25 protein-coding genes are annotated in these 24,678 nt (G+C 66.9%); 15 read left to right on the forward strand and 10 right to left on the reverse strand.

Going from position 1 to position 24,678, the window contains the following annotated elements:
- Positions 1–211: 211 nt before the first annotated feature.
- Entirely contained in the window at positions 212–949 is a 738-nt protein-coding gene (fabG, locus tag QO015_RS04310) for a 3-oxoacyl-[acyl-carrier-protein] reductase (protein ID WP_266281222.1), read from the reverse strand.
- Positions 950–983: 34 nt separating this feature from the next.
- The gene (gene fabD / locus QO015_RS04315; RefSeq protein ID WP_266281221.1) at positions 984–1,925 is read right to left on the reverse strand and encodes an ACP S-malonyltransferase; all 942 of its coding nucleotides are present in this window, start codon (positions 1,923–1,925) and stop codon (positions 984–986) included.
- A 317-nt stretch (positions 1,926–2,242) separates the two neighbouring features.
- Here fabD and QO015_RS04320 point away from each other — a divergent pair, with 317 nt between their 5' ends.
- Complete coding sequence (locus tag QO015_RS04320; RefSeq protein WP_266281220.1) at positions 2,243–2,521, forward strand: DUF1344 domain-containing protein; 279 nt, start codon at positions 2,243–2,245, stop codon at positions 2,519–2,521.
- A 256-nt stretch (positions 2,522–2,777) separates the two neighbouring features.
- Here QO015_RS04320 and QO015_RS04325 read toward each other — a convergent pair whose 3' ends face one another.
- Positions 2,778–3,914, reverse strand: a complete 1,137-nt coding sequence (locus QO015_RS04325; protein WP_266282466.1) for an MFS transporter — start codon at positions 3,912–3,914, stop codon at positions 2,778–2,780.
- Between the two features lie 539 nt (positions 3,915–4,453).
- Between QO015_RS04325 and rpsF the strand changes: the two genes are divergently transcribed.
- The 6 genes from rpsF (at position 4,454) to QO015_RS04355 (ending at position 10,029) form a co-directional block, all read left to right on the forward strand.
- Positions 4,454–4,930 (forward strand): 30S ribosomal protein S6, encoded by a 477-nt coding sequence (gene rpsF, locus QO015_RS04330; RefSeq protein ID WP_266281219.1) that lies wholly within the window; start codon positions 4,454–4,456, stop codon positions 4,928–4,930.
- A complete protein-coding gene (gene rpsR / locus QO015_RS04335; protein WP_266281218.1) occupies positions 4,930–5,202 on the forward strand; it encodes a 30S ribosomal protein S18 in 273 nt (90 codons plus the stop codon). Before rpsF ends, rpsR begins: the two co-directional genes overlap by 1 nt.
- 127 nt (positions 5,203–5,329) lie before the next feature.
- Positions 5,330–6,280, forward strand: coding sequence for a DUF2232 domain-containing protein (locus QO015_RS04340; protein WP_266281217.1), 951 nt, complete (start codon positions 5,330–5,332; stop codon positions 6,278–6,280).
- A 31-nt stretch (positions 6,281–6,311) separates the two neighbouring features.
- The gene (gene rplI, locus QO015_RS04345) at positions 6,312–6,869 is read left to right on the forward strand and encodes a 50S ribosomal protein L9 (RefSeq protein WP_266281216.1); all 558 of its coding nucleotides are present in this window, start codon (positions 6,312–6,314) and stop codon (positions 6,867–6,869) included.
- Positions 6,870–7,090: 221 nt separating this feature from the next.
- Entirely contained in the window at positions 7,091–8,350 is a 1,260-nt protein-coding gene (locus QO015_RS04350; protein WP_266281214.1) for a cyclopropane fatty acid synthase, read from the forward strand.
- A gap of 188 nt (positions 8,351–8,538) precedes the next feature.
- Positions 8,539–10,029 (forward strand): replicative DNA helicase, encoded by a 1,491-nt coding sequence (locus QO015_RS04355; protein WP_266281212.1) that lies wholly within the window; start codon positions 8,539–8,541, stop codon positions 10,027–10,029.
- A gap of 127 nt (positions 10,030–10,156) precedes the next feature.
- Here QO015_RS04355 and QO015_RS04360 read toward each other — a convergent pair whose 3' ends face one another.
- Entirely contained in the window at positions 10,157–10,378 is a 222-nt protein-coding gene (locus tag QO015_RS04360; RefSeq protein WP_266281211.1) for a helix-turn-helix domain-containing protein, read from the reverse strand.
- A gap of 11 nt (positions 10,379–10,389) precedes the next feature.
- Positions 10,390–10,905 carry a DUF2975 domain-containing protein gene (locus QO015_RS04365; RefSeq protein ID WP_266281210.1) on the reverse strand — a complete coding sequence of 172 codons (516 nt, stop codon included), beginning with the start codon at positions 10,903–10,905 and terminating at the stop codon, positions 10,390–10,392.
- Positions 10,906–11,064: 159 nt separating this feature from the next.
- On the opposite strand from QO015_RS04365, the gene QO015_RS04370 reads away from it, so the two are divergent.
- The gene (locus QO015_RS04370) at positions 11,065–11,421 is read left to right on the forward strand and encodes a chlorophyllide reductase (protein WP_266281209.1); all 357 of its coding nucleotides are present in this window, start codon (positions 11,065–11,067) and stop codon (positions 11,419–11,421) included.
- Positions 11,422–11,501: 80 nt separating this feature from the next.
- Positions 11,502–12,602 carry a serine hydrolase domain-containing protein gene (locus tag QO015_RS04375; RefSeq protein ID WP_307288662.1) on the forward strand — a complete coding sequence of 367 codons (1,101 nt, stop codon included), beginning with the start codon at positions 11,502–11,504 and terminating at the stop codon, positions 12,600–12,602.
- 9 nt (positions 12,603–12,611) lie between these two features.
- Here QO015_RS04375 and QO015_RS04380 read toward each other — a convergent pair whose 3' ends face one another.
- Entirely contained in the window at positions 12,612–13,019 is a 408-nt protein-coding gene (locus QO015_RS04380) for a VOC family protein (protein WP_266281207.1), read from the reverse strand.
- Between the two features lie 87 nt (positions 13,020–13,106).
- Here QO015_RS04380 and alr point away from each other — a divergent pair, with 87 nt between their 5' ends.
- The 5 genes from alr to QO015_RS04405 all read left to right on the forward strand — a co-directional run bounded on the left by alr (position 13,107) and on the right by QO015_RS04405 (position 18,881).
- The gene (gene alr, locus QO015_RS04385) at positions 13,107–14,240 is read left to right on the forward strand and encodes an alanine racemase (RefSeq protein ID WP_266281206.1); all 1,134 of its coding nucleotides are present in this window, start codon (positions 13,107–13,109) and stop codon (positions 14,238–14,240) included.
- The gene (gene radA, locus QO015_RS04390; RefSeq protein ID WP_266281205.1) at positions 14,240–15,697 is read left to right on the forward strand and encodes a DNA repair protein RadA; all 1,458 of its coding nucleotides are present in this window, start codon (positions 14,240–14,242) and stop codon (positions 15,695–15,697) included. The genes alr and radA overlap by 1 nt, the downstream gene beginning before the upstream one ends.
- Before the next feature lie 51 nt (positions 15,698–15,748).
- Entirely contained in the window at positions 15,749–16,474 is a 726-nt protein-coding gene (locus tag QO015_RS04395) for a CvpA family protein (RefSeq protein ID WP_266281204.1), read from the forward strand.
- Between the two features lie 35 nt (positions 16,475–16,509).
- The gene (purF, locus tag QO015_RS04400) at positions 16,510–17,976 is read left to right on the forward strand and encodes an amidophosphoribosyltransferase (protein ID WP_266281203.1); all 1,467 of its coding nucleotides are present in this window, start codon (positions 16,510–16,512) and stop codon (positions 17,974–17,976) included.
- Between the two features lie 170 nt (positions 17,977–18,146).
- Complete coding sequence (locus QO015_RS04405; RefSeq protein ID WP_266281202.1) at positions 18,147–18,881, forward strand: SDR family NAD(P)-dependent oxidoreductase; 735 nt, start codon at positions 18,147–18,149, stop codon at positions 18,879–18,881.
- A 56-nt stretch (positions 18,882–18,937) separates the two neighbouring features.
- On the opposite strand, the gene QO015_RS04410 is transcribed toward QO015_RS04405, so the two are convergent.
- Positions 18,938–20,503 carry an arylsulfatase gene (locus tag QO015_RS04410; protein ID WP_266281201.1) on the reverse strand — a complete coding sequence of 522 codons (1,566 nt, stop codon included), beginning with the start codon at positions 20,501–20,503 and terminating at the stop codon, positions 18,938–18,940.
- 151 nt (positions 20,504–20,654) lie between these two features.
- On the opposite strand from QO015_RS04410, the gene QO015_RS04415 reads away from it, so the two are divergent.
- The gene (locus tag QO015_RS04415; RefSeq protein WP_266281200.1) at positions 20,655–21,353 is read left to right on the forward strand and encodes a Crp/Fnr family transcriptional regulator; all 699 of its coding nucleotides are present in this window, start codon (positions 20,655–20,657) and stop codon (positions 21,351–21,353) included.
- A gap of 3 nt (positions 21,354–21,356) precedes the next feature.
- Here the strand turns inward: QO015_RS04415 and der are convergent, their stop codons facing one another.
- From der to panB, 3 genes are all read right to left on the reverse strand, one after another.
- Positions 21,357–22,763 (reverse strand): ribosome biogenesis GTPase Der, encoded by a 1,407-nt coding sequence (gene der / locus QO015_RS04420; RefSeq protein ID WP_266281199.1) that lies wholly within the window; start codon positions 22,761–22,763, stop codon positions 21,357–21,359.
- A 185-nt stretch (positions 22,764–22,948) separates the two neighbouring features.
- Positions 22,949–23,626 carry a tetratricopeptide repeat protein gene (locus QO015_RS04425; RefSeq protein WP_266281198.1) on the reverse strand — a complete coding sequence of 226 codons (678 nt, stop codon included), beginning with the start codon at positions 23,624–23,626 and terminating at the stop codon, positions 22,949–22,951.
- A 139-nt stretch (positions 23,627–23,765) separates the two neighbouring features.
- Positions 23,766–24,584, reverse strand: a complete 819-nt coding sequence (gene panB, locus QO015_RS04430) for a 3-methyl-2-oxobutanoate hydroxymethyltransferase (RefSeq protein WP_266281197.1) — start codon at positions 24,582–24,584, stop codon at positions 23,766–23,768.
- Positions 24,585–24,678: the final 94 nt, after the last annotated feature.

Below are 24,678 nucleotides of genomic sequence, written 5' to 3' on the forward strand. Positions count from 1 at the left end.
ACGCACCGCGATATCGTCACGAGGACCCCGCCTAAGGCCAGGAGAGCCTCTTCTGCCCGCGATCGTCAACTCACCGCTTCCCCGCCGCTTCCGCCGCGGAGAACCCGTCCATCAGAGGGCGGTCCTAACATAGTTTCCAACCCTTGACCAGCGGCGCGGGAGGCTGCCGAAGGCGCTTGGGACAGGTCCGGACCGACCGCCGATTCGCTTTTCAGATCATAGCCATACCGCCGTTCACATGCAGCGTCTGGCCGGTCACGTAAGCCGCCTCTTCGGAGGCGAGATAGACGACAGCCGCCGCGATGTCCTCGCCGCTGCCGAGCCGCTTCGCCGGCACGCGCTCGAGGATGGACGCGCGAATCTTCTCGTTCAGCACGTCGGTCATCGCCGTCTCGATGAAACCGGGCGCGACGCAGTTCACCGTGATGTTGCGGCCGGCGACTTCCTGAGCCAGCGACTTCGACATCGCGATGAGGCCGGCCTTGGAGGCCGTGTAGTTGCCCTGCCCGGCATTGCCGGTGACGGCGACGACCGAGGTGATGTTCACGATGCGGCCGGAGCGCTGGCGCATCATGCCGCGAAGCGCAGCGCGAGTCAGGCGGAACGGCGCCGTCAGATTGACGTCGAGAACGTCGCCCCAGGCCTCGTCCGAGAGACGGGCGAACAGCATGTCGCGGGTGATGCCGGCATTGTTCACGAGAATATCGAGACCACCGAGGGTCTCCTCGACGGCGGGAACGAGACTCTCGACATCGTCCGCCTTCGAGAGATTGCAAGTCCTGACATGGACGCGCTCGCCGAGTTCCGTTGCCAGCGTCTCGAGGGCTTCCTGGCGCGTGCCGGAGATCGCGACAGTGGCGCCCTGGCGATGCAGCGCCACCGCGATGGCGCGGCCGATGCCGCCGCTCGCGCCCGTCACGAGGGCACGTTTGCCGGTGAGATCGAACATCGCGGTACTCCTTTGCGCGTGTGAGCTGCTGCCGTCAGGCGAGAAGCGGCAGGCCTGCCGCGATGTCGTCGGGGGTGCCGATCGAAAGGGTCCGCGCGGCGGGCGCGATGCGCTTGGCCAGGCCGGAGAGCACCTTGCCGGCGCCGATTTCGACGAAGAGATCGGTACCGGCCTGCTCCAGCCAGCCGACCGACTCACGCCAGCGCACCATGCCGGTCACCTGCTCGACAAGCCTGGCGCGGATCTCGTCGGGATCTGAGATCGGAGCCGCGAGCACATTGGCGACGAGTGGCACCACCGGCGGGGCGATGAGCACGCCTGCCAGCGCCTCGCGCATCGCATCGGCGGCCGGCTGCATGAGGGCGCAATGGAAGGGCGCGCTCACCGGCAGCAGCAGCGCCCGCTTGGCGCCCTTGGCCTTGGCGATCTCCACCGCGCGCTCGATAGCGGCACGCGACCCGGAGATCACGACCTGACCGGGGCCGTTGTCGTTGGCAGCCTGGCAGACATCCCCCTCGGCGGCTTCCGAGGCGACGGCGACCGCGGTCTCGAAATCGAGGCCGAGCAGCGCCGCCATGGCGCCCTCGCCGACCGGCACCGCCGCCTGCATCGCCGAACCGCGGATGCGAAGGAGGCGCGCGGCCTCCGCGACCGACAGGCTTCCCGCCGCGGCCAGCGCCGAATACTCGCCGAGCGAGTGACCGGCGACATAGGCGGCGGAACCCGACACGGTCACACCGTTCGCCTCCAGCGCCCGCATCGCCGCGAGGCTCACGGCCATCAGCGCCGGCTGGGCGTTCGCGGTCAGCGTCAGGGTCTCGATCGGGCCTTCGAAGATGACGGCGGAGAGCTTCTCGCCCAGCGCATCGTCGACCTCGTCGAACACGGCACGTGCCTCTGGATAGGCCTCCGCCAGCGCCTTGCCCATGCCGACGGCCTGGCTACCCTGGCCCGGAAATGTCAGAGCTGTCGTCAAGAATGCGCTCCCGGCTCGATGGTCGCCGGCGACGCCCGCCCGGCCTTTGGCGGCGGCTAATCGCGCCTTCGTGCCGCGAAGTCAAGCCCGGCCGCCATCCGCTACGGCGCTGCGGCACGCTTCCGTCGCCGTCGCGGAAACGTGATAGTATGTTGAGCTTATTAAATTTCGTTCATCCGTCCGAAAGTCGCTTGCGCGCCCCAATCGAGGCCTCAGATCACAGTCGTCCACACGCCATCGCGGACCGCCCGCCAATCCTTCTGCGGCCGCCGGACCGGGATGACGCGACGGGACGGATCGATGATTGGAGAACCATCATGAAGACCCTCGCTCTCGCACTTCCCCTGGCGGGCTTCATCGCTTCGGCCGGCGCCGCCTATGCGGTCGACGTCGACTCGGGGACGGTGCGGCAGCTCGATGCCCGCAGCGGCGCGATCACGCTCATGGACGGCCGCTCGTTCAAGGTCAGCAACCCGATCCTGCTCGAAGGCGTCATCCCGGGCGAGAAGGTGATCATCACCGTCAATGACGACAAGACGATCGGCTTCTCCGAGGACCCCTCGCAGTGGGAAAGCACGACGTCCTACGACAACTGAGCCCGCACGCGACGACTTGACGACCGGGGTCGGACCAGCGCCGGCCCCGTTCGCTTTCAGCGAGGCGCCGCCGCCCTCGCAGTCCTGGGGCGATATCGCCTGGGTGGTCCATCGAGCAACCCGAAGCCGTCGCCGCGTTGCCGCACGATATGGCCAAGCTTGCCGCGGTCTTCCGCGGCATCACGGCGATCGAGCGGGGCTTCACCGCGCCGAGGACGGCCACCACGGCGCAGCAAGCGATTCCCGAGGGAGTGGCTCAGCGGCGTTTCGGCGGCTCGATATTCGGCAGAAAGGCCGTCAGCAGGCCAATCAGCGGCAGGAAAGCGCAGATCTGGAAAACGAAGGCGATCGAGGTGCGGTCCGCCAGTTCGCCCAGCGCCGCGGCGCCGATGCCGCCCATGCCGAAGGCGAAGCCGAAGAAGAGACCAGAGACGAGGCCGACCTTTCCGGGGATCAGCTCCTGCGCATAGACGATGATCGCCGAGAAGGCTGAGGAGAGGACGAGGCCGATCACGATCGACAGGATCACCGTCCAGGCGAGGTTCACATGCGGCAGAAGCAGCGTGAACGGCAGCACGCCGAGGATCGAGAACCAGATGACGAATTTGCGGCCGAAGCGGTCGCCAATCGGTCCGCCGGCGATCGTCCCGGCGGCGACGGCGCCAAGGAAGACGAAGAGGAGCAGCTGCGAATCGCGCACCGACACGCCGAACGTGTCGATGAGATAGAAGGTGTAGTAGCTCGACAGCGCCGCCATGTAGAAGAACTTGGAGAAGATCAGCGCCGCCAGGATCAGGATCGAGCGGACGATGATCGGCCGCGGCAGCATGACATGCGCCGCCGTCCCGCCCTTGCGGTGGATGCCCGACTGATGCTGGGCCCGATACCAGAAGCCGACACGCGACAGGATGATGATGCCGGCGAGCGCGGCGAGGGCGAACCAGGCGACGGCGCCCTGCCCGCGCGGCAGCACAATGAAAGCAGCGAGCAGCGGCCCGATCGCCGATCCGAAATTGCCGCCAACCTGGAAGAGCGACTGCGCGAGGCCATGGCGTCCGCCGGAGGCCATGCGCGCGACGCGCGAGGATTCAGGGTGGAAGATCGAGGAACCGAGGCCGATCAGCGCGACCGACAGGAGGATCACGGAATAGTGGCCCGCTGTCGCGAGCAGGACGAGGCCGACCAGTGTGCAGCCCATGCCGATCGGCAGCGAGAAGGGCATCGGCTTCTTGTCGGTGTAAATGCCGACGATCGGCTGCAGGATCGAGGCCGTGCACTGGAATACGAGCTGGATCAGTCCGATCTGGCTGAAGTCGAGTGCGAACTCGTCCTTCAGGATCGGATAGATTGCCGAGATCACGGACTGCATCAGATCGTTCAGCATGTGCGACATGCTGATGGCGACCAGGATGCCGAAGGAGGTGCGCTGCGCGAGCGTGCTACCCGCCGAGGCGGGGACGGCGGCAACCCTGTCGGTCACGATAGGATCCTCGAAATGAAGCGTCGATCGGCGGGATGGCGTCGGGGATCAAGCCATAGCGATCGGCCGGAAGGATCGGCACTATGCCGCCGGCCGAACCGATTGAAAAGACGGCTTGGCGTGATGGGTTCATCAGGCCGCCTGATGAGACCGAAAGTCCTCAGTCGCGCATGGCTGCCACGGGCGCATGTCACCGCGACCGACCACCGCCTCCAAGTCTCGGCCGATACGGCGCCGCGCATTCGCGTCGCGCGCCTTGAGTTTCGCGTCGATCCGCTGTATGCACCGCCCGTCGCATGACACCCGGCCGGGGGTTGAACGGAAGGCGGCGCTTGCCGCAGGGATCGCAGGATCCCGTCTTCCCGTGTCTCCGCTCTCGAAGTACGACCGACCGCCTTCCTTCCGGAGGCTTCGGTGAGGCTTGGCGCCGGGGCCAACAGGGAAAGGCGAATATGCCTCTTTACGAGCACGTGTTCCTGTCGCGTCAGGACGTGTCGGCCCAGCAGGTCGAGACGCTGACGGAGACGTTCAAGGGTATCATTGAGGCCAATGGCGGCTCGATCGGCAAGATCGAGCAGTGGGGCCTCAAGTCGGTTGCGTTCCGCATCCGCAAGAACCGCAAGGCGCACTACACGCTGATGAACATCGACGCCCCGGCCGCCGCCGTGGCCGAGCTCGAGCGTCAGCAGCGCATCAACGAGGACGTCCTCCGCGTTCTCACCATCCGCGTCGAGGCGCTCGAGGAAGGCCAGTCGGCCATGCTCCAGAAGCGTGACCGCGACGACCGCGACGGCGATCGCGGCGGCCGCTTCGGCGACCGTGGCGACCGTCCGCGTGGCGGCTTCGGCGGTGATCGTGGTGGCGACCGCGGCGGTTTCCGCGGTGAGCGCCGTCCGCGCAACGAAGACAGCGAAGGTGGAGCTGAATAATGTCTGAATTCGGTGGTTCCAGCGCTCCCCAGAGCACCGGTGGCGGCGCGCGCCGTCCCTTCTTCCGTCGTCGCAAGACCTGCCCGTTCTCCGGCCCGAATGCGCCGAAGATCGACTACAAGGACGTGCGGCTGCTGCAGCGCTACATTTCCGAGCGCGGCAAGATCGTTCCCTCGCGCATCACCGCCGTCTCGGCGAAGAAGCAGCGCGAGCTGGCTCAGGCCATCAAGCGTTCGCGCTTCCTCGGCCTCCTGCCCTACGTGATCAAGTAAGGCGTTCGGCCGCCTGTCGGCCGATGCGACGCGGCCTCCCGGCGCCGAGCCGGGAGGCGAGACATGGTTGGGGCGGGCGCTTCTCGCGACCCGTCTCTAACCGCTCCAGGAGCGGGACAGCGACACGATGACGATGCGCAACATCCTGATCGGCCTCGGTGCCGGCCTCGCGGCCGCGCTGCTGTTCGCCGGCATCGCGACGGGAACGTCGCTCGCGCTCCCCCTCTATTTCCTGTCACCGCTTCCGATCGCCATTGCCGGGCTCGGCTTCGGCACATGGGCCGGCGCCGCCGCTGCCGCGACGGCAGCGGTCGTGATCGCTGCGCTGTTCGGTCCGCTGTTCGGCGGCGTCCAACTCGCGATGTTCGGCATCCCCGTCGCCTGGGGCGCCCATCTCGTCGGGCTGTCGCGTCCCGCCGGCGAAGACGGCAAGGTCGAGTGGTTTCCCCTCTCCCAGGCTCTGGTACGCATCGCCGTGGTCGTCGCGGCCGGCGTCGTGGTGCTTCTGCCGCTGATGGGCATGAACCCGGCCGATTTCTCGAAGCAGCTGATGCTGGCGATCGAGGAATGGATGAAGTCGGGCGGCGAGCCGCTCGATGCGACGACGCGGGCAGAGGCGGCGCAGGTCATCGACATCATGGTTGCGCTGCTGCCGGCGATCAGCGCTTTCAGTGCCCTCACCTTCACGGTGATGAATCTGTGGCTCGGCGGTCATGTTGCGCGCATGTCCGGCCATCTGCCCCGTCCATGGATGCCGATGTGGACCGTGACCATGCCGAAGCATGCGGTAACCGTCCTCGGCATCGCCATTCTCGCGGCCTTCGTGCTGCCCGGCATCGGCAGCCAGATCGCCGTCGCGCTCTCGGGTGCCTTCACCCTCGCCTTCGCGCTCTCGGGCTATGGCGCGCTGCATGCGCTACTGCGCGGCCGTCCGGGCCGCGTCGCGCTGCTGGTGCTCGTCTATGCGGCGAGCTTCATCTTCGCCCCGGCGATCATCGCCGCGGCGCTTCTCGGCATCGCCGATTCGCTTCTCCAGTTCCGGTTCCGCCACGCCGGCGGCTCCGGCCCCGCATCCTGACCTTCAAACCATTCGATCAAGGAGACCTGACATGGACGTCATTCTGCTGGAACGCGTCGCCAAGCTCGGCCAGATGGGCGAGATCGTGCACGTCAAGAACGGCTATGCGCGCAACTTCCTGCTGCCGCAGGGCAAGGCGCTCCGCGCCACCGAGGCCAACAAGAAGCATTTCGAGAGCCAGAAGGTGCATCTCGAGGCGCGGAACCTTGAGCGCAAGAAGGAAGCCGACGTCGTCGCCGAGAAGCTGAACGGCCAGAGCTTCATCGTCGTGCGCCAGGCGGGCGAGACCGGCCAGCTCTACGGTTCGGTGTCGAGCCGCGACATCGCCGAGCTGGTCGCAGAGGCCGGCTTCGCGGTCGCGCGCAACCAGGTCGTGCTCGATCATCCGATCAAGACGATCGGCCTGCACGAAGTCGTCGTCGCCCTGCATCCGGAAGTCGAATCGACCGTCACGATCAACGTCGCGCGCAGCGCCGACGAGGCCGAGCGCCAGGCGCGCGGCGAGGATCTCACCGTCCGCGAGACCTTCGAGCTTGAGCCGCTCGAGGACGAGGAGGCTCTGGAAGCCGAGGGCGAGAGCGAGGAGTAATCCTCGCCAAACCCAAAGGACGCCTTACCTTTCGAAGGGGCGCCCGGCGACGGCCGGGCGCCCCTTTTCGCATTCTCACGACCATCTGCAGGTGTGTCGCCCAGCAACTTGTAATCGTGGCAAAATCGGGGCTAACATTCGACAGAGGAAGCAATTCCGTCCTGTCCCCAAGTCAAAACCGACCCCGGTGAACGGGGCCGCCTAGGCAACGGATCCCCGCCATGAACCGGTTGCTCGCCAGCTACATAGACCGCGTGCTGAAGAAGGGCTCGCTCGAGCTCATCGATGCCAAGGGCCGCCTGCACCGCTTCGGCGACGGCACCGGCGAGACGGTCCGCGTGCGAATAAAGTCGTCCTCGGCCGAACTTGCCGTGTTCCTCAATCCCGAGCTCAAGCTCGGCGAGGCCTTCATGGACGGCGACTTCGTGGTCGAGCAGGGCACGATCTACGACTTCCTCGCGGTCGTACTGCAGAATATCGGCTCGGGCGGGCGATCCTTCGTGGCGCAGGCCATCTATCAGGCCCGAGTCGCAACGCGCCGCTTCCGCCAGTGGAACACGCCCTTCCGCGCGCGCCGGAACGTCGCCCACCACTATGATCTCGATGGACGGCTCTATTCGCTGTTCCTCGATCCGGACCAGCAGTATTCGTGCGCCTATTTCGAGACGGCGGATGCCTCGCTCGAGGAAGCGCAGGTGGCGAAGAAGCGGCATCTTGCCGCCAAGCTCGCTCTGGGGCCTGGGCAGAAGGTGTTGGACATCGGTTCGGGCTGGGGCGGCCTCGGCCTCTATCTCGCCGAACATGCCGACATCGACGTTACGGGCGTCACGCTGTCGGAGGAACAGCACAAGGTCTCCAACGCGCGGGCCACCGAGCGGGGGCTTTCCGACCGGACGCGCTTCCTGCTCAAGGACTACCGCCATCTCGCGACGCGCTTCGACCGAATCGTCTCTGTCGGCATGTTCGAGCATGTCGGCGTCGGTCACTATCGCGAGTTCTTCGAGCAGGTGCGCAATCTGCTGACCGATGACGGCGTCATGGTTCTGCACTCGATCGGCCGGTTCGACATGCCGGGCGAGACCAATTCCTGGATCCACAAATACATCTTCCCCGGCGGCTATATCCCGGCCCTGTCGGAGGTGCTGCCGGAGATCGAGCGGGCTGGCCTCAAGGTCACCGATATCGAGATCCTGCGCCTGCACTATGCTGAGACGCTGCGCGAATGGCGGCTGCGCTTCATGGCGCGGCGCGCCGAGGCGCTGAAGCTCTATGACGAGCGCTTCTGTCTGATGTGGGAGTTCTATCTCGCCGCGTCCGAGACCGCCTTCCGCTATCAGGACATGATGAACTTCCAGATCCAGTTCGTGCGCGACCAGCATGCGCTGCCGATGACGCGCGACTATATCTGGCAGGCAGAGGAGGCGCTCCGGCGTCGCGACAACGCCGGCCAGCGGCCGTCTCTGAAGATAGCCGGCGAATGAAGCCGGGCGACCGGCCGGCATCGGTCGGCCTGTCGCGATTCGGCCACGGACAAGCGCATGCCGCGCCTTTATCGGCATACTGTTAATTGCGAGGGAATCGGGGCGCGGGCCGCGGGATTGACTCATCTAGCGAGCGTCCCGGCCCAATCGCGCCTATGAATCGCCTGGGGAAAAACGAGGGCGAGGCGATGAATAGTCCGGCACGGGCGCTCCAGCAGCAGGCGACCGAATTCTATCGCCAGCCGCCGCACAATATCGAAGCCGAGCAGGCGCTGCTCGGCGCGATCCTCGTCAACAACGAGGCCTTCTACCGCGTCTCGGACTTCCTCGAGCCGGTGCATCTCTACGAACCCATCCACCGGCAGATCTTCGAGGTCGCCGGCAGCCTGATCCGCGCCAACAAGGTGGCGACGCCGGTCACGCTCAAGACCTTCCTTCCTGCCGATCTCGCGATCGGCGACATGAATCTCGCCCAGTATCTGGCGCGCCTCGCCGCCGAGGCGACGACGATCATCAATGCCGAGGACTATGGCCGCGCGATCTACGATCTCGCGCTGCGCCGCGCGCTGATCGGCATCGGCGAGGACGTCGTCAACATCGCTTTCGACGCGCCCATCGACATGCCGCCCAAGGCCCAGATCGAGGACGCCGAGCGGCGGCTGTTCGCGCTGGCCGAGACGGGCCGCTATGACGGCGGCTTCCATTCGTTCGAGGAATCGCTGAAGACCGCCATCGACATGGCGAGCGCCGCCTACCAGCGCGACGGCCACCTCTCCGGCCTCGCCACCGGCCTCGACGACCTCGACCGCCAGATGGGCGGCTTGCAGCCCTCCGACCTCATCATCCTCGCCGGCCGTCCCGCGATGGGCAAATCCTCGCTTGCGACCAATATCGGCTTCAACATCGCCAGGGCCTATCGTGGCGAGGTTCAGCCGGACGGCTCGACCAAGACGGTGGACGGCGGCATCGTCGGCTTCTTCTCTCTGGAAATGTCGGCCGAGCAGCTGGCGACGCGTATGGTCGCCGAGCATTCGGGCGTCTCCTCCTCGCGCATCCGGCGCGGCGCGATCGACGAGCACCAGTTCGCGCGCATCGTCGCCGCCTCGCGGGAGATGGCGCGAATTCCCTTCTATATTGACCAGACCGGTGGTCTCTCGATCGCCCAGCTCGCGGCGCGGGCGCGGCGGCTGAAGCGCCAGCGCGGACTTGATCTCCTTATCATCGACTACCTGCAGCTGCTGCAGGGGTCGTCGAAGCGCGGCTCGGAGAATCGCGTTCAGGAGATCACCGAGATCACCACCGGCCTCAAGGCTCTCGCCAAGGAACTGAGCGTTCCCGTTCTGGCGCTGTCGCAGCTTTCACGCCAGGTCGAAACACGCGACGACAAGCGGCCGCAGCTCTCCGACCTTCGCGAATCGGGCTCCATCGAGCAGGACGCCGACGTGGTGATGTTCGTCTATCGCGACGAATACTACCTGAAGGGCAAGATGCCGAAGGAAGGCACCGAGGAGTTCTTCAAGTGGCAGGCCGAGATGGAGCAGGTCGCCGGCATCGCCGAAGTGATCGTGGGCAAGCAGCGCCACGGCCCGACCGGCACGGTGCAGCTCCAGTTCGAGGCCGAGTTGACGCGCTTCTCGAACCTCGTCCGCCGCGACCAGCTGCCCGAGGCGTACGAGTAGAGCGGCGCATCCGTGCGGGTAGGCCCGCCCGTGCCCGGCCGCCGTTCTTCCTGGAGAGGGAGGACCGGCTTTTGCGCGGCATGGAACAAGGCCGCGCTAGCTCTCTTGGGAGAGTGCCGCTCGGGGCTCACCTCCTGCCTGACTCTCCGCGTTCGTAGCGCATCAGGTCGCCTGGCTGACAATCGAGGAAGTCGCAGATGCGCTCGAGGGTCTCGAAGCGCACGCCTTTCACATGCCCATTCTTGAGCAGCGAAAGATTGGCTTCCGTGATGCCGACATATTCAGCCAGGTCCTTCGACGTGACATTGCGCTCGGCAAGCATGACGGCCAGCCGGACATGAATGGGCATGCCGGGGCTCCCTAGACGAACTGCTCGTTTTCGGCAGCAATATCGGCCGCCGAGACCAGTACCGAGGCGACGATCGCGACCATCACCGCGAAAAGCAGCGAAAGCAGCGTATCGGACCCGACGCTCAGCACGAGGGTCCGCGTCTGCTCCGGCGACGCTGCGCCTAGCAGAAGGCTGAGTGCCGCGCCTGCAAGCGGCTTGAGCAGCGCCGACGCGCCAACGCCGAGCGCAAATCCACGAAGGCCGCGCGCGGCTTCCGCGGAGAAGATGCGACCGGCAGCGAAGCAGGCAAAACAGCGCCGAGCGCTCAAGAGGCCAAGTACCAGAGCGGCCAGCGGGACCATGGCAAAGGCGAATCCGGCGAGACGCACCGGAAGTCCGAGCTCCGCAGGAGGAGAAAGGCCGAGGCCCGCCTGACGGAACACTGCGTCGGCCGGCGTCAGCCACCAATAGACGAGCATCAGGGCCGGCAGCAGCGCGGCGATACACAGACAGGCTGCTGCCAATGCCCTGCTCCAGCGGAGCAAGCGATGCGTTCGGTCTCGCTCCGGGGAGAGCCTTGTTGGTCCTATCATCGAGACACCTGTCATTCGGGATCCTTCGAGGCCGCAAACTATCGTCGATATTATTGTTTGACAATAATTTCTTTTCGTATGACGGTTCGACGTTCTTTCGAGGAGGTTCGCATGCCCGATTTTCGCTCCATCGCCGTCGCGCTCGCTCCCAGTATCCTTGTCGTCGCAGCCCCAGCAGGCGCAGAGCCGTCGACACAGGCCGGCGCCATATCGGTCGCCCAAGTCACGCAGATGCTCGACCAAGCACCGGGCAACCGGATGGCACAGCAGGTTCTAACGGCCTATCTCGCCGGCGTCGGCGAGGCGGCCGGCGTACTCCTCGACCTCGGCGATGCCCCCTGCCGGCGCCCGCTCACGCTCTCGGCAGAGGAGGCTCGCCACGCGATTGGCGCCGCACCGACAAGAACGTTTGCAGCGACACCGCTCATTGTCAGCGACATGCTGGCGCGCGCGGGCTGTCGCCGTTGACTGGCGGGCTCTCTCCAGTGGCGACACGCCGCGCTATCCTGCGCGGTGCCGTGGGCCTGGCCGGCCTGGCAGCGTCGGGAGTGCGAGCGCGGGCAGAGGACTACAAGCCTGTACGCTGCGAGGCCCGCCGTGCCTATTCCGGTCCGCCTCTTCACACGCCGGTCGCCTGGGGGACTGTTGGGGCGGTCCCTGAGCGGCCGCTCCCCTCGCGGGAAGCCGCGCGGCTCGACGAGGCCTTCGCAAGGATCAAGACACTGACATCGGCTCCGGCGCTCACCGCCGCCGTCGCGCGACCGGGAGGCGGCGTCTGGTATCGCACAGAGACGCAGTCGACCCGTCCGAGGCTGTGGTGGGCGAGCGTCGGCAAGACGTTCACCGCGGTCGTCGTGCTGCAACTCGCTCAGGAAGGCAAGCTGTCGCTGGACGCGCCGGTCTCGCGCTGGGTGCGCGGTGTACCCAACGGCGACGTCGTGAGCCTGCGCGATCTTCTCGCGCACGCATCCGGCCTTTTCAGCGCCAACGAGGATCGCGTCGTTCGCGCACACCCCGCCTACCGCGATCCGGAGACATTGCTGGCGATTGCGCGGCGTCACGGCGCGATGTTCTGCCCCGGCGAGAGGTGGCGCTACTCGAACACCGGCTATGACGTGCTCGGCGAAATCGTCAAACGCGCGGACGGACAGACGATCGACAGGGCGATCACCTCCAGGATCATTGCCCCGCTCGGCCTTGCATCAATGCGGGCGCTTTTGCCGGGGAAGAGCCCCGCCGATGTCGCTCCCGCGGTAGCGATCGCTGGCGCAACAGTCGATCCCGGCTGGGCCGGTGCGGCCGGGCCGGTCGCGAGCGACGCCCGCGACATGGTGACGGCCTGGGCAGCGCTTCTCGAAGGGCGGCTGGTCAGGCAGCCGCTCCTTGAGGCGATGACCTCGGCCCTCTACCCGATGTTCGACCCCGGCACTTTCTATGGGCTCGGCATCATGGTGTTCGACGTGCCGGACGGGAAGTCGACGCTGCGCTGGATCGGGCATGCCGGCGGCGCCCCCGGCGTCAGCGCCCTGGCAGCCTATTCGCGCGCGGACGAGGCGATCGTGGCGGTCGCGCTCACGGGTGGCGGCTCAGCCATAGCTGCCGCGAACCTTCTCATGAAGTCGCTCGGGACAGCGGGCCGCCGGCGCTGACCGTGCGACTCAGATGCTCGGCTCCAGCAGATCCCAGAGATTGCCGTAGAGATCCTCGAAGACCGCGACTGTCGCATAGCTCTCGTGCCGCGGCTCCTCGCGGAAACGGACGCCCCGGGCGAGGAATGCGGCGTGGTCGCGCGCAAAATCCTCTGTCTCGAGAAAGAAGCCGACGCGGCCGCCGGTCTGGTCACCGATCCGGTTCTTCTGGTCCTCGCCATCGGCCGTCGCCAGCAACAGCCGCGCGCCGGCATCGGCCGACGGCGCGACGAGAACCCAGCGCTTGCCGCCCCCGAGCGGCGTATCGGCGAGAAGCGCGAAGCCAAGCTTTTCCGTGTACCAGGCGATGGCGCGGTCATAGTCGTCCACGACCAGCGTGACGGTGGCGATGCGGGCGTGCGGCATGATGGCTGGCATTCCGATGAGAAGCGGGAGGCGCGTGAAATTCGCCGGTCGCAAGGCCGGCGCAATAATGTCGCCGGAAATTCGCGTAAAGTCTCGGCCATGGAATCATCGATCTTCGTCACGGCAGAGCGGCCGCTCGCGGAGGACTGGCGCTGCGGCGGCCGGCTCGTGGTCGACTTGGCCTCTCTTGCCGACAACTGGCGGGCGGCCGCTCGGCTCGCCGGGCGGGCGGAAGCCGCCGGAGTGGTCAAGGGCGACGCTTATGGCATCGGGATCGAAGCGGCGGCCACGGCGCTCGCGGCAGCCGGTTGCCAGACGTTTTTCGTAGCGCTTCCTTCCGAAGGCCTGCGGCTGCGGCCGCCTCTTCCCGACGCGCCGATCTATGTGCTGAACGGACTTCCTCCCCGAGCCGCAGCCGAATTTTCTCGCGCCGGTCTGCGGCCCGTGCTCGGCTCGGCGGAAGAAGTGGACGAATGGGCAGCCTTCCGTGCCGCGGGCGGCACCGGCGCCGCGGCACTTCATGTCGATACCGGCATGCAGCGACTGGGCGTCACGCTGGATGAGGCGGCAGCCATCGCGCCCCGCGCGAAGGCGCTCGGCCTCGCGCTCGTCATGAGCCATCTGGCAGCTGCCGACCAGCCCGGGCATGCTCTGAACGCCGCGCAGCTTTCCCGTTTCCGTTCCGTTGCACAGGCGTTCGCCGGAGTGCCGGCTTCGCTATCGAATTCCGCCGGCCTTCATCTCGGGCCGGATTTCCTGTTCGATCTCGTGCGTCCCGGCATCGCGCTCTACGGCGCCCGCTCGACCGCCGCGGCGCCGCCGCTTTCGACCGTCGTCACCGCCGAAGCGCGGATCGTGCAGGTGCGCGACGTCGCTGCCGGCACGGCGGTCGGCTATGGCGCGAGCGAACATGTGCGGCGGCCGAGCCGGATCGCGATCCTCGGCGCAGGCTATGCCGACGGCTATCACCGCCGCGCCGGCTCGACCGATGAGCGGCCGGGAGCAAGCGTCCATCTGCATGGCAGGCGGGCGCCACTGATCGGCCGCATCTCGATGGATCTCATCGCGGTGGACGTGACCGATATTCCCGAGGCCCGTCGCGGCGATCATGCCGAGCTGTTCGGGCCGAATATCGCGATCGACGAGGTTGCGGAGCGGGCGGAGACGATCGGATACGAGCTTCTCACCGGCCTCGGCCGCCGCTATCAGCGCCACTATCGAGGAGGCGCCTGATGGCCAAGGCACGTGTCCAGTATATCTGCCAGAATTGCGGCGCGGTCAGTCCGCGCTGGCAGGGGCGCTGCGAGGCCTGCGGCGAGTGGAACACGCTCGTCGAGGAGAACACCGCCGGCGGCATCGGCGGCGGTCCCGGCCGTGCGCCGCAGAAAGGGCGCGTGGTCGAGCTCCACGCCCTCGCCGGCGAGAGCCGCACGCCGCCGCGCATCGCCTCCGGCATCGCCGAGCTCGACCGCGTCACCGGCGGCGGTTTCGTGCGCGGCTCGGCGATCCTGATCGGCGGCGATCCCGGCATCGGCAAGTCGACGCTGCTCCTGCAGGCCTCGGCGGCGCTGGCGAAGAAGGGCGAGCGCGTCGTCTACATTTCCGGCGAGGAAGCCGTGGCTCAGGTCCGCCTCAGGGCCGAGCGGATGGGCGTCTCTGCCGCCCCGGTCGCGCTTGCGGCGGAGACCAGCGTCGAGGACATCCTTACAACGCTGGAGGCCGACCGTGCGCCGGCGCTGGTGATTCTCGATTCCGTCCAGACGCTCTGGACCTCGACGGTCGAGGCTGCGCCGGGAACGGTGACGCAGGTACGCGCCTCGGCGCAGGCGATGATCCGCTACGCGAAGCAATCGGGCGCCACCGTCATCCTGGTCGGCCATGTCACGAAGGACGGGCAGATCGCAGGCCCGCGCGTCGTCGAGCACATGGTCGACGCCGTGCTGTATTTCGAGGGCGAGGGCGGCCATCATTTCCGCATCCTTCGCGCGGTGAAGAACCGCTTCGGCGCCACCGACGAGATCGGCGTCTTCGAGATGACCGGCGGCGGCCTTCGCGAAGTGCCGAACCCTTCGGAGCTCTTCCTCGGCGAGCGCAACGCCGCCGCACCGGGCGCCGCCGTCTTCGCGGGCATGGAGGGCACGCGCCCGGTTCTGGTCGAGATCCAGGCGCTCGTCGCGCCCTCCCCGCTCGGTACGCCGCGCCGCGCCGTGGTCGGATGGGACGGTGGCCGACTCGCCATGGTTCTCGCGGTTCTCGAATCGCATTGCGGCGTGAAGCTCGGGCCGCACGACGTCTATCTCGCGGTAGCCGGGGGTCTCAGGATCAACGAGCCCGCAGCCGATCTGGCGGTCGCCGCGGCGCTCGTCTCCTCGCTCTCCGGTATTGCCCTGCCGGCCGATTGCGTCTATTTCGGCGAAGTCAGCCTGTCCGGCGCGGTGAGGCCCGTCGTGCATGCCGCGCAGCGCCTCAAGGAGGCGCAGAAGCTGGGTTTTGCCAAGGCCGTCCTGCCCCTCCAGTCGCTCGACAAGGATCAGGGTGGCGCCGCAGGTCTGGTCGGGATCGATCAGCTCGCGGGGCTCGTGGCCGCCATCGCCGCGTCAGGGCCGCCGACTGGGCGTCCCGCAGCGCGCGAGCCAGGCGGCCGACCGGCGGAACGGCGGCGCGCCACGATCGCTGCCGACGAGCCGTGATGAGACTGGATTGGTCCGCTTGGCAGGGCGGTTCTGGGGGTAGGCGGAGCGATGTCGGTCACCATCCTTGATGGCGTGGTCGTGGTTGTGGTGCTGATCTCGGCACTGCTCGCGATGGTGCGCGGGTTCGTCCGGGAAGTCCTTTCGGTCGTCTCCTGGGTGCTGGCGGCCGTCGCCGCCTTTTATCTCTACAAGCCGGTGCTTCCCTACGTTGAGCCCTATATCGCCAACCACAATATCGCGGTCATCGCGACAGCGGCGGCGATCTTCTTCATCACGCTGATCATCGTTAGCTACATCGCGATGCGGATCTCCGACTTCGTGGTCGACAGCCGCGTCGGGCTGCTCGACCGCACGCTCGGCTTCGTCTTCGGCGCCGCGCGCGGCCTCTTGATCGTCGTCATCGCCTTTTCGTTCCTCAGCTGGATCCTGTCGGACAAGCAGCCCGACTGGGTTGCGAATGCGCAAACAGCCCCCATGTTGAAGCGGCTCGGCGAGCGGCTGGTCGCGGCGCTTCCCGAAGATGTCGAGAAGACCATCCAGGAGCGCCTGCACGGTGCGACAGAGGACGGGTCGCCGGGCGTCGATGCTCCGGCGGACTCGCCTGAGGCTCCGACACCGCCGGCGACGGTCCCTCAAGGCGGCGCCGACCAGCAGGCGCCCAATTACGGTGGTGCGGCCCGCCAGGGTCTCGACCAGCTGTTCGATAATGGCGACGGCCCGGCGCAAGAACCGGCCGCACCGCAGGGGGCGACCGGAGGACAGGCGAAACCGTGAGGCGCGCGGCCGGCGTATCGGCCGAAGAGGATGGAATGGACGATTTCTCTCTGCTGCCTTCCCGCCCCGACGACGACCGCTTCCATGAGGAATGCGGCGTCTTCGGCGTTTTCGGCCATCCCGACGCCGCCGCGCTGACGGCGCTCGGCCTGCACGCGCTCCAGCATCGCGGCCAGGAAGCCGCCGGCATCGCCGCGCACGACGGCCGCCAGTTCTCGATCGAGCGGCATATCGGCCTCGTGGGCGACAACTTCACGCGGAAGGCTGTCATCGACCGCCTGCCGGGTCCGCGCGCCATCGGCCACAACCGCTATTCGACCACGGGTGGTGCCGGGCTGCGCAATGTCCAACCCATGTTTGCCGAGTTTGCCGGCGGCGGCTTCGCGGTCGCGCATAACGGCAATCTCACCAACGCCATGACGCTGAAACGCGAGTTGCAGCGGCGCGGCTCGCTCTTCCAGTCGACTTCGGACACCGAGACGATCATCCATCTGATCGCCACCTCGAACCATGGCCGCCTCCTCGACCGCTTCATCGACGCGATCCGCCGCATCGAGGGCGCCTATTCGCTCGTCGCCCTCTCCGAGAAGAAGATGCTCGGCTGCCGCGATCCGCTCGGCGTGCGGCCGCTGGTGCTCGGCCGGCTGGACGACGCCTATATCCTCGCGTCCGAGACCTGCGCTCTCGACATCATCGGCGCCAGCTATGTGCGCGACATCAATGCCGGCGAGGTGGTGATCATCACCGACGATGGCATTGAGAGCCTCTATCCGTTCGAGCGTCAGGCCTCGCGCTTCTGCATCTTCGAATATGTCTATTTCGCGCGGCCGGATTCCGCCGTCGACGGCCGCGGCGTCTATGCCGTGCGCAAGAATATCGGCGCCGAACTGGCGCGCGAGAGCGGCATCGACGCCGACATCGTCGTTCCGGTACCCGATTCGGGCGTGCCGGCGGCGATCGGCTATGCCGAGGAAGCGGGTATCCCGTTCGATCTCGGCATCATCCGCAACCACTATGTCGGACGCACCTTCATCGAGCCGACGGACGCGATCCGCCATATGGGCGTCAAGCTGAAGCACAACGCCAACCGCGCCATCCTGGCCGGCAAGCGTGTCATTCTCGTCGACGATTCGATCGTGCGCGGCACCACCTCGATGAAGATCGTTCAGATGGTGCGCGACGCCGGCGCGGCCGAGGTGCATATGCGCATCGCCAGCCCGCCGACCACCGACAGCTGTTTTTACGGCGTCGACACGCCGGAGAAGTCGAAGCTGATCGCCGCCCAGATGAGCGTCGAGGAGATCGGGCGCTACATCAAGGCCGACAGCCTCGCCTTCATCTCGATCGACGGGCTTTACCGGGCAGTCGGCGAGGCGAAGCGCAACGGCGACCTGCCACAATTCTGCGACGCCTGCTTCACCGGCGACTATCCGACCCGCCTCTCCGATTTCGACGATCGCGGCAAGATCCGGCCGCTGCCGCTTCTCGCTGAGGCGAGCTGAGGCAAGGCTCGAGGGGCTCCGTCGGTCGAGTCACTTGTGGGGGCGAGCGGTTCTATCTCGCCCTTCCCTTCACCTCCCGGCACCGGTCCGGCCCGCCGATCACCGTTTGCCGCGCCGGACCGGCATGGTAGAGCCTCCGCGGAAACCGCCCACCATCCAGCGAGACGCTCATGACCACCCCTGACTTCTCCGGCCGCCTCGTCGTCGTGACCGGGGCCTCGCGCGGCGTCGGCTGGCAGGTGGCGACGGCGCTCGGCGCGGCCGGAGCCCATGTCATCGCTATCGCCAAGACGGTGGGGGCGCTGGAAGAGCTCGACGACGCCATCCGCGCCAAAGGCGGCAGCGCGACGCTGGTGCCGCTCGATCTGCGTGATCTCGACGCCATCGACCGCCTCGGGCTGTCGATTTACGAGCGCTGGGGCAAGCTCGACGCGCTGGTCGGCAATGCCGCGCTGCTCGGCCTCATCACGCCGGTGACCCATCTCGACCAGAAGGACTGGAACGACGTCATGACGGTCAACGTCACGGCGAACTACCGATTGATCCGCTCCCTCGATCCACTGCTGCGTCTCTCGGATGCCGGCCGGGCGCTGTTCATGACTTCGTCGGTCGGATCGAGCCCCCGGCCCTTCTGGGGCGCCTATGCCGCCTCCAAGGCGGCGCTGGAGGCGCTCGTGCGCGTCTATGCGGGTGAGGTCGCTTCCACGACGATCCGCGCCAATCTCTTCGATCCCGGACGGCTGCGCACGCAGATGCGCGCCAAGGCGGCGCCGGGGGAGGATCCCGAGACGGTCGCCTTGCCCGCGGTCGTCGTTCCCGACATCCTGCGCATGATCTCGCCGGGCTTCTTGGACAACGGCACGCGCTTCGAGTTCCCGACTCGCACCGTCACGCAGCTCCTCTGAAATGAAAAGGCGGCCTCTGCCGGGGCCGCCCTTAATTTCTGCCATGCCGGCGAGGCCTACTGGTTGCCCTGCGAGCCGGCAGAGACCGCTTCCATCACGCGATCGAGATTGAAGCTGCCCGGCTTCTGGCGCGGGGGAAACTCGCGGAAGCTCTGAAGCCACTGCGCGACATAGGCGCCGGCCGGTGCGATCGCGAACATGCGGTCCATGTACCAACGCTGATAGCCCATCGCATTCTCCTCCTCCGCCCGCTCGAACGGATCCATGCGCAGATTGGTCAGAAGCGGCGCGCGCAGCTGCTTGAACGGGTCCTGCCAGACGCGCAGGCCCTTTGCGTCCTGCTCGAGGAAGGTCATCTTCCAGTTGTCGTAGCGCAGCGCCGCGACGCTGCCGTCATCGGTCCAGTAGATGAACTCGTGCCGCGGCCAGGCCGCCTCGCCGCGGAAGGCTGGACCGAGGTCGTAACCGTCGAGATGCACCTTGTAGTCGCGTCCGCCGATCGTTCGGCCCTCCAGCAGCTCTTCCTTGGCCTTGGGATCACCGGCAGCGGCGACGAGAGTCGGCAGCATGTCCTCATGCGCGCCGATATCGTTGATCACCGTGCCCGGCTTGATGACGCCCGGCCAGCGGATAACCGTCGGGACGCGGTAGCCGCCCTCCCAGTTGGTGTTCTTCTCGCCTCGGAACATCGTCGTGCCGCCATCGGGCCAGGTGAATGTCTCGGCGCCATTGTCCGTCGAGTACATCACGATCGTGTTGTCCTCGATGCCGAGCGTCTTCAGCTCGTCCAGCAGCTGGCCGACCATCCCATCATGCTCGACCATGCCATCGGCATAGACGCCGAGACCCGTCTTTCCCTCGGACGAGGGCTTGAGATGGGTAAAGACGTGCATGCGGGTTGAATTCCACCAGACATAGAACGGCTTGCCATCCGAATGCGCCTTGCGCATGAACTCGAGCGCCGACTTCGTCACCTCCTCGTCGACGGTCTCCATGCGCTTGCGGGTCAGTGGGCCGGTATCGACGATCTTCTGGCCGCCGTCCGGCAGCGCCCAGGAATGGATAACGCCGCGCGGGCCGAACTTCTTCTTGAAGTCGGGCGAGGCCGGGTAATCGACGTTCTCCGGCTCCTCCTCGGCATTGAGATGATAGAGATTGCCGAAGAACTCGTCGAAGCCGTGCGCTGTCGGCAGCATCTCGTCGCGATCGCCGAGATGGTTCTTGCCGAACTGGCCGGTGGCATAGCCGAGCGGGCGCAGCAGCGTCGCGATGGTCGGATCCTCCGGTCGCATGCCTTCGGGCGTGCCTGGCAGGCCGACCTTGGTGAGGCCGGTGCGGATCGGCGACTGGCCGGTGATGAAGGCGGCGCGGCCGGCGGTGCAGCTCTGCTGGCCATACCAGTCGGTGAACAGCGCGCCGTCATGGGCGATCTGGTCGATATTGGGCGTCCGGTAGCCCATCATGCCGTTGTTGTAGGCGCTGATGTTGAAGCCGCCGATGTCGTCGCCCCAGATCACGAGGATATTGGGCTTTTCGGACGCGGCCCCGGCTTTGATGGGCATCAGCGTGGCTCCGCCGGCGACAAGAAGGCCGGCCAGTGCCGAAGCGATCAGACGTTTCATTCTTGAGTCTCCCCCTCGAGAGGAGGCGGGTGCAACACGGCGCGCCGGTCCCCCGACTAGCGACAGCCCTGCCCCGCACCCGCCCCGGCGTTGCTTAGCACGCGGCGGGGTGGGAGACTGTCCGTCGACGGACAGTCTCGGGAAGATTGCAGTGACTACACTGGATGATGCCCGCGCGCTCGCAGGCCGTGCCGCATGGCTCGCCGAGGCCGATCCTCGATTTCGGCGGGCGGTGCTGGAAGGCTGCCTGATGCAGCATTTCGAAGCGCAGCAGGTGATCTATGGCGTCGGCGACGGTCCGGGCGGCATCCACTGCCTGATCTCGGGCAGCGTCAGGGTCAGCGTCGCCTCGGCGGAAAGCGGGCCGTTCTTCGGCCATCTGATGCGTCCCGGCACCTGGATCGGCGAAGGACCGCTGATCACGCGCCAGCCGCGGCTCGTCGGTCTCTCGGCGGGGCGTCGCAGCGAGGTGCTGCTGCTGCCATTGCCGACGATCCAGTCACTCCTGGAGGCGCATCCGGCCGGCTGGCATGCCATCGCCATGCTGACCTTCGTCAATCTGCAGACGGCGGTACTTGCGCTCAACGATCTGATGATCCGCGACGACACGAAGCGGCTGGCGGCCACCCTTCTGAGACTGTCCGGCCACCGCTTCGTAAGCCTCGCCGAGGCGGAGCCGATCGAACTCGACATGAGCCAGGAAGATCTCGCGACGATGGCAAATCTCGCTCGCTCGACGACGCTCGCCATCCTACACCGTTTCGTCGAGGCAGAGCTCATCCGCCTCGACTATCGCCACATCGTCATCCTGGAGCCGGAGCGGCTGCGCAGGATGCTCGTGCGCGACTAGAGCTCAGCGCTTCTTGGCCTTGTCCTCGTAGGGATTCTCGCCCTTGCGCAGCATCAGCCGCAGGGGAACCGCGTCGAGGTCGAAGGCCTCGCGGAGACCGTTGATGAGATAGCGCGTATAGGCCTCCGGCAACGCCTCGGGCCGCGAGCAGAATGCGACGAAGGTCGGCGGCCGCGCCTTGGGCTGCGTCATGTAGCGCAGCTTGATGCGGCGGCCGGAGACGGCTGGCGGCGGATGATGCTCGAGTACGCCCGAAAGCCAGCGATTGAGCGCCGCGGTCGGCACGCGGCGGTTCCAGAGGGCGTAGACGCGCAGGATTTCGCCCATCAGCTTGTCGATGCCCGAGCCGGTAAGGCCCGAAAGCGTGACGAGCGGCACGCCGCGCACCTGCGGCAGCAGCCGCTCGGCCATCTCGCGCAGTTCCGCCATCGCTTTCTGGCGGTCCTCGATCAGGTCCCACTTATTGATTGCGATGACTAGCGCCCTGCCCTCGCGGGCGACGAGATCGGCGATCTGCAGGTCCTGCTTCTCGAAGGGCATAGTCGCGTCGAGCATCAGGACCACCACTTCGGCGAAGCGGATCGACCTCAAGGCATCGCCGACCGAGAGCTTTTCGAGCTTCTGCTCGACACGCGCCTTCTTGCGCATGCCGGCGGTGTCGAAGAGCTTGAAGCCACGGTCGCGCCAGGTCCAGTCGACCGAAATCGAATCGCGCGTGATGCCGGCCTCGGGGCCGGTAAGCAGCCGCTCCTCGCCGAGCATGGTATTGATGAGGGTCGACTTGCCGGCGTTGGGGCGGCCGACGATGGCGACGCGGATCGGCTTCGTGGTGTCGAGCTCCGGGAAGATCTCCTCGCCGTCGGGGCCGATCACGACCTCCTCGTCGCCCTCCTCCTCGATGTCCTTGTCCTCGTCGAGCCGCTCGAAGGGCAACAGCGCATTGAAGAGATCGGCCATGCCTTGGCCATGCTCGGCCGAGATGGCGACCGGCTCGCCAAAACCGAGGCTGTAGGCTTCCATCACGCCGTCCTCGCCGATCTTGCCCTCGGCCTTGTTGGCGACGAGCACCACCGGTTTGCCGACGCGGCGCAGCAGATCGGCGAAATGTTCGTCGACCGGCGTGACGCCGACGCGGGCATCGATCAGGAACAGCGAGACATCCGCCTCGGCGATCGCCGCCTCCGTCTGCGCGCGCATGCGCCCCTCGAGGCTCGCGGGATCCGCCTCCTCGAGGCCGGCCGTGTCGATGATGGTGAAGTGCAGATCGCCGATGCGCGCCTCGCCCGGACGGCGATCGCGCGTCACGCCGGGCGTATCGTCGACAAGTGCGATCTTCGAGCCGACCAGGCGGTTGAAGAGCGTCGACTTGCCGACATTGGGGCGTCCGATGATGGCGGCCGTGAACGACATGGCTGAGCTTTCGGTTCGATCGAGCGCCGATGATAGCGCGGCAGACCGGCGTCGGTCACGCGGCGCCGGGCGGAGAGGCCGCCACCGATTGCAACGGCCGCATCAGGCTCGATCGCGATCGGCCCGGGATGCGATCAGGTTTCGACGCGCTAGAGACCCGACGCGGGGTCGGGAATCCGCGCGGATCAGGACTTGGCGGGCTCCGGGGCGGCGCCGATCTTCGAACGGATCAGCTCCAGCATCAGATTGGCGCGCGCCTTGGTGGATTCGACCGAACTTGGATCCTGTGCGATCTCGTTGAAATAGCCGCGCGCCGCCTCGAGATCGCCCGCGCGCCAGGCCGACAGGCCGAGCAGTTCGCGGGCTGCGTTGCGCCAGGGACCGCCGGTCGCAGCGAGATCGTCGAGCCGGGCCTTCATGGCCGGCAGGTCGGCGGTGTCGACAAGCAGCATCGCCGCCCGAAGCCGCGCCATCGCCTTGAAGAGCGGCGGCGTCGATGTCTCGGCGGAGAGCGCATCGAAGGCCTTTACGGCATCGTCGGTCTTGCCCGCAGCGGCCAGCTCGGCCGCCGAGCGGAATCGGGCGATCATGGGGTAGCCGCCGCTGCCTGTATTCGAGAGATCCTCGAGCGCCTTCAGCGCCTCGTCGCGCTTGCCTTCCTCGGCGAGCTGGAGGGCAGCGACGAAGCGGTCGCCCGTGGCTGCCGCCTGCTGCTCGCGCCAGTAGAGCCAGCCGCGCCAGCCGGCCGTCGCGACGACGATGAGGACCGCGAGGAGAATCACATAGGGCCCGAAGCGGCGCCACAGCCTCTTCGCCTGCTCCTTGCGCAGATCCTCTTCGACTTCATGAAAGATATCGGTCATCGTTCCCCGTCCGGTCGCCGGTCAGCGGCCGGCACCATATAGAAGCGTCATGATGCTGGCAAATGGCCGGAATCCGCTGAATCGCGGCGCGCCGTAGGCCACGCTCCGCCTCGAGTCCAGTCCCAGCCCGGAGGCCGGCTCAGGTTTTCGGCTTGTAGACGTTCTCTTCGCCGGGGAAGGAGCGGTCGCGGACCGCCCCGGCATAGGCCGAGACCGATTCCTCGATCATGCCGGCCAGCGACCCGAAGCGCTTGACAAATTTCGGCACGCGCGGCGACAGGCCGAGCATGTCTTCGAGCACCAGAATCTGCCCATCGCAGGCCGGTGAGGCCCCGATGCCGATCGTCGGGATCGGCACGCGCTCGGTGATTGCGCGGGCGAGCGGCTCGACGACGCCCTCGACGACCATCGCGAAGGCGCCGGCCGCGGCGATGGCGTCGGCATCGGCAAGCACCGCCTCGGCGCTCGCCTCGCTACGGCCCTGCACCTTGAAGCCGCCCATGGTGTTGATCGCCTGCGGTGTCAGTCCGACATGCCCCATCACCGGCACGCCGCGATCGACGAGGAAGCGCACCGTCTCGGCCATCTGGCGGCCGCCCTCCATCTTCACGGCGCCGCAGCCCGTCTCCTTCATGATGCGCACCGCCGAGCGAAAGGCGACGGCGGGGCTCTCCTCATAGGAGCCGAACGGCAAATCGACGACGACGAGTGCACGCTTCGAACCGCGCATGACCGCCTGACCCTGCAGGATCATCATGTCGAGCGTGACAGGGATGGTCGTCTCCATCCCATGCATCACCATGCCGAGCGAATCGCCGACCAGCATGAAGTCGACGAAGGGATCGATGATCGCGGCGGTGTGCGCGTGATAGGAGGTCAGAGAGACGATCGGCTCCCCGCCCTTGCGCGCGCGAATATCGACCGCCGTCACGCGGCGGATGTTGGCCTCGACGGACATCAGCGTCTCTCCCGGTGCGGCCTCGCCGCTCGTTGCCGTTTTCCTAGAGCGAATATCGCCGTGCCAGAAGCGTTTTCTGCCTCCGCCGCGGGCA

It is taken from the genome of Kaistia geumhonensis (assembly GCF_030815145.1).
Classification (GTDB): Bacteria; Pseudomonadota; Alphaproteobacteria; order Rhizobiales; family Kaistiaceae; genus Kaistia; species Kaistia geumhonensis.

Coding starts and splice junctions, on each gene's coding strand:
- fabG (WP_266281222.1), bottom strand. CDS start 949: ATGTTCGATCTCACCGGCAAACGTGCCCTCGTGACGGGCGCGAGCGGC.
- QO015_RS04320 (WP_266281220.1), top strand. CDS start 2,243: ATGAAGACCCTCGCTCTCGCACTTCCCCTGGCGGGCTTCATCGCTTCG.
- QO015_RS04325 (WP_266282466.1), bottom strand. CDS start 3,914: ATGTCGCACATGCTGAACGATCTGATGCAGTCCGTGATCTCGGCAATC.
- rpsF (WP_266281219.1), top strand. CDS start 4,454: ATGCCTCTTTACGAGCACGTGTTCCTGTCGCGTCAGGACGTGTCGGCC.
- rpsR (WP_266281218.1), top strand. CDS start 4,930: ATGTCTGAATTCGGTGGTTCCAGCGCTCCCCAGAGCACCGGTGGCGGC.
- QO015_RS04340 (WP_266281217.1), top strand. CDS start 5,330: ATGACGATGCGCAACATCCTGATCGGCCTCGGTGCCGGCCTCGCGGCC.
- rplI (WP_266281216.1), top strand. CDS start 6,312: ATGGACGTCATTCTGCTGGAACGCGTCGCCAAGCTCGGCCAGATGGGC.
- QO015_RS04350 (WP_266281214.1), top strand. CDS start 7,091: ATGAACCGGTTGCTCGCCAGCTACATAGACCGCGTGCTGAAGAAGGGC.
- QO015_RS04355 (WP_266281212.1), top strand. CDS start 8,539: ATGAATAGTCCGGCACGGGCGCTCCAGCAGCAGGCGACCGAATTCTAT.
- QO015_RS04360 (WP_266281211.1), bottom strand. CDS start 10,378: ATGCCCATTCATGTCCGGCTGGCCGTCATGCTTGCCGAGCGCAATGTC.
- QO015_RS04370 (WP_266281209.1), top strand. CDS start 11,065: ATGCCCGATTTTCGCTCCATCGCCGTCGCGCTCGCTCCCAGTATCCTT.
- QO015_RS04380 (WP_266281207.1), bottom strand. CDS start 13,019: ATGCCAGCCATCATGCCGCACGCCCGCATCGCCACCGTCACGCTGGTC.
- alr (WP_266281206.1), top strand. CDS start 13,107: ATGGAATCATCGATCTTCGTCACGGCAGAGCGGCCGCTCGCGGAGGAC.
- radA (WP_266281205.1), top strand. CDS start 14,240: ATGGCCAAGGCACGTGTCCAGTATATCTGCCAGAATTGCGGCGCGGTC.
- QO015_RS04395 (WP_266281204.1), top strand. CDS start 15,749: ATGTCGGTCACCATCCTTGATGGCGTGGTCGTGGTTGTGGTGCTGATC.
- purF (WP_266281203.1), top strand. CDS start 16,510: ATGGACGATTTCTCTCTGCTGCCTTCCCGCCCCGACGACGACCGCTTC.
- QO015_RS04405 (WP_266281202.1), top strand. CDS start 18,147: ATGACCACCCCTGACTTCTCCGGCCGCCTCGTCGTCGTGACCGGGGCC.
- QO015_RS04410 (WP_266281201.1), bottom strand. CDS start 20,503: ATGAAACGTCTGATCGCTTCGGCACTGGCCGGCCTTCTTGTCGCCGGC.
- der (WP_266281199.1), bottom strand. CDS start 22,763: ATGTCGTTCACGGCCGCCATCATCGGACGCCCCAATGTCGGCAAGTCG.
- QO015_RS04425 (WP_266281198.1), bottom strand. CDS start 23,626: ATGACCGATATCTTTCATGAAGTCGAAGAGGATCTGCGCAAGGAGCAG.
- panB (WP_266281197.1), bottom strand. CDS start 24,584: ATGTCCGTCGAGGCCAACATCCGCCGCGTGACGGCGGTCGATATTCGC.